This is a genomic window from Micromonospora sp. S4605 (assembly GCF_003176715.1).
Taxonomy (GTDB): domain Bacteria; phylum Actinomycetota; class Actinomycetes; order Mycobacteriales; family Micromonosporaceae; genus Micromonospora; species Micromonospora echinaurantiaca.
Genome location: NZ_QGSW01000469.1, coordinates 1 through 2,469, shown reverse-complemented (window position 1 = coordinate 2,469; position 2,469 = coordinate 1). Strand labels below are relative to the sequence as shown.

Here is a 2,469-nt window from a genome sequence, read left to right as displayed (position 1 = left end):
CCGCGAGCCGCTGACCAGCAGCGACACCACCGCCTAGAGACACGCCCGACAGGCATACGTCCACGCGTTCCCCCAGCTCACGCCCCAGATCATGTCTCTAGCCCCCCTGAATTACGCGGAACGCAGGATGGAGTCGTCGATCGAGGAAATCGAGGAACGGCTCGAGCCGATCAACGACATCTTGCGCGGGCTGCCGTTCGGCGCCAACCGTGACCGCCTGCGCATCCGGCTACGACGTTTGACTCCCGAGGCGGTGGTCCAGTTCCGTCGCCAGCTACGGGTGCTATCTTCCGGTGCCACCCGGGAGCTGCCCGAAAACCAGGTGGAGCAGCGGTTCCGCGAGCTGCAGCAGTTCATGGGCCGCATCCGCCGCCGCGACGACCCCCGCGCCGTCGCCGACCTCGCCGACCGTGACCGGCTGCTGGACGTTCGGCGACACGTAGAAATCACCGCGGAACGGTACGACGCCGACGGACGGCTGCTCAGCACCCACTCCTCCTTGGGGGGCAAGAGCGGTGGCGAAAGCCAGGAACTGGTCGCGTTTATCGTCGGGGCGGCGCTGCGCTTCCGGCTCGGCGACGAGCTGCGCGTCCGGCCACGGTTCGCGCCGGTGTTCCTCGACGAGGGCTTCGTCAAGTCCGACGCCGAGTTCGCCGGCCGCGCCGTCCAGGCCTGGAAGGGCCTCGGCTTCCAGCTGATCGTGGGAGCGCCGCTGGACAAGGTGACCGCGCTCGAGCCGCACATGGACGAACTGTTGGCGATCACCAAGAACACCGCCACGCACTACTCGTTCGTCTCCCGCATCAGCGACCTCCGCGGCGACGCTTCCAGACCGATGGCGCCGGCCCCCAGCGAGCATGGCGCGGAGCGCCACGACGGTGCGCTGGGCGTGAACGGCACGGGCAGCCCAACCGGCGCGGCGGATCAGGCCTCCGGGTGGGAAAGCGATGTGGCCCGCCGATGAAGTCCGTCGACCAGGTTCTCGCGGATGTCGAGCGCCGGCTGGCCAACACCTGGGCATCCTGCCTTATTCATGCCGGCGCCACCCCGCCGGGCGCCGACGCGCCTGCCCAACTCGACATGCAGCCAGGAAGACCTGGTGCGGCGGATTCGGGAACTGCCACGGAACCGTGGCCATGCCCGTTCCCGCTAGGACAACCCTCCTCAGCCAGCCTCGCCGACGACTTCGCTCGGGCGGCGGGCTGGGCAGCCACATGGCGAAGCTGGAGCGCCGCCCACGACACATCCCTGCGTAGGCGGACCCGCCGTGTGCTAGGCACCGAGCAGGAGCTTCCCACCCACCTGGTAGTCGCCACCGTTGACGAGGCAGCACGGCTGTGCGGTAGCAGCTGGCCCGACCGGCTGGAGCGTGGCCGGCGACGGGCGGACCTGCTCGCCGCCCGCTTCCCCCACCTCGTGGAAGCCGAGGTGCTCGCCTCGACGGTCGCCGCGGTCGACGAGCTGGGCGAGGTGGACTTCGACCTGCTCTGCCGAGCCGGGCAGTGGTTCGCCGCGCACGACGCGACCGGCCTGACGCCCCGGCAGGTGCCCATCGAAGGGCTGCACGCGAAATGGCTCAACCACCGCCGAAGCCTGGTACGCCGACTATCCGGCCGCGACGACCTGGGCCTGCTGCCGCCACATCCGCCACGGGTGCACTTCACCTACCTCGACCCAGCGCACCTGGCCGCTGGCCGGCGCCGACACGACTCGGCCACCATCGGCGACCGGGCGCTGCCGGCGTACCAGCCCCAGGTGGTGGTGATCTCCGAGAACAAAGACACCGCCATCCACTTCCCCGAACTGCCCGGCGGCATCAGCGTCGAGGGAGTCGGCCGCGGCGCTGGGGCGATCGCTGCCCTGCCCTGGCTCACCGCCGCCCCCCACATCGTGTACTGGGGGGACATGGACGCCGACGGCCTGGAAATCCTCAACGAGTTCCGCGCCGCCGGCATACCAGCCGTGTCGATGTTCATGGACCCTGCCGCGTACGCCACCTGGGAGCGGTTCGGGACCAACGAGGATGCCCGAGGCAGGCCACTACGAGCACGCGCGCCACGAACCGTGCCATTCCTGACCGAGCCCGAAGCGAGCCTCTACCGAAGCCTGACATCAGCGGAATGGAACCGGCCCCGACGCGTGGAGCAGGAGCGCATCCCGCTCGCCGTGGCAGTCGCTCATGTGCGAGGCGTCGTCAACGACTAGCTACTTCGACCCGAAAGTCCCCGGTTGAGGGCGGCCATTCTGCAGTGGCCTTAACCGGGGTGTGGGTTGGGTAGCGATCGCGGTGATCATCCGGCGGCGAGGGTGCTGATCTTCACCAGGTTGTGGGCCAGTATGCTGGCTCTTCGAAGTTGAGCGGGGCTTTCGGCTGGGGCGACCCGAATGTGAAGGGCTCGCAGCCCATCGGTGATCATCTGAGTGTCGAGTTCGGATGGTCACAAGTGAAGAGCTGCGAGCATGGTCAAC

General features: G+C 68.7%; 2 protein-coding genes. Both read left to right on the top strand.

What is annotated here, in order from left to right; genetic code table 11:
- Positions 1-127 precede the first annotated feature (127 nt).
- Positions 128-964, top strand: coding sequence for an SbcC/MukB-like Walker B domain-containing protein (locus DLJ47_RS34540; protein ID WP_233258179.1), 837 nt, complete (start codon positions 128-130; stop codon positions 962-964).
- Positions 961-2,205: a Wadjet anti-phage system protein JetD domain-containing protein gene (locus DLJ47_RS34535; protein ID WP_109906477.1), complete on the top strand. Its 1,245-nt coding sequence runs from the start codon at positions 961-963 to the stop codon at positions 2,203-2,205. The genes DLJ47_RS34540 and DLJ47_RS34535 overlap by 4 nt, the downstream gene beginning before the upstream one ends.
- The last annotated feature ends 264 nt before the right edge of the window (positions 2,206-2,469 follow it).

Excerpts from the sequence above, each read along its gene's own strand:
- DLJ47_RS34540 (WP_233258179.1), top strand. The coding sequence starts at position 128 with ATGGAGTCGTCGATCGAGGAAATCGAGGAACGGCTCGAGCCGATCAAC.
- DLJ47_RS34535 (WP_109906477.1), top strand. The coding sequence starts at position 961 with ATGAAGTCCGTCGACCAGGTTCTCGCGGATGTCGAGCGCCGGCTGGCC.